The sequence below is a fragment of the Neisseria sp. P0021.S007 genome, assembly GCF_051956855.1.
Genome location: NZ_JBQCXA010001324.1, coordinates 1 through 499, shown reverse-complemented (window position 1 = coordinate 499; position 499 = coordinate 1). Strand labels below are relative to the sequence as shown.

General features: G+C 53.1%; 1 protein-coding gene. It reads left to right on the top strand.

The genetic code is table 11. The annotated features are described in order from the left end of the window. Positions 1–499 (top strand): MBOAT family O-acyltransferase (locus ACTHUR_RS18970; protein ID WP_440400324.1); only part of this gene is annotated, 499 nt, incomplete at both ends.

The following is a 499-nucleotide window of genomic DNA, read 5'->3' as shown; positions in this document are numbered from 1 at the left end:
CGACTACATTTATATTCCTTTGGGCGGCAACAAACACGGCTTCGTCCTGACGCAGTTTAACTTGTTGCTGGCGATGGTATTGTCGGGCGTTTGGCACGGCTACGGCTGGAATTTCCTGCTGTGGGGCGCGCTGCACGGCGTGGCATTAATTTTGCTCAACTGCGGCGACAAGATATTCGGTCGGGACGGTTCACGTCGTCTGAAAATCTTGCGACCGCTTGCCTGGTTCGTCACTTTTCATTTCGTCTGCTTCACTTTCGTCGTGTTCAACACCGGCAGCCTCGCCGATACGCAGATGGTTTTTGATGCCTTATTTACCAACGAAACAGGTTGGGCTGCGCCGAAGCAGGCAGATATCCTGCTGCTTGCCGCGTTTGGTCTGATGATTTTGCTCTACCCGTATTTGCTTCGCCTGTTTGACGGCGCGGTGGCGGCGTTGGAAAAAATGCCGATGTGGCTTTGGTTTATACCGCTGACGCTGGCGTTGGTGTTGATTATC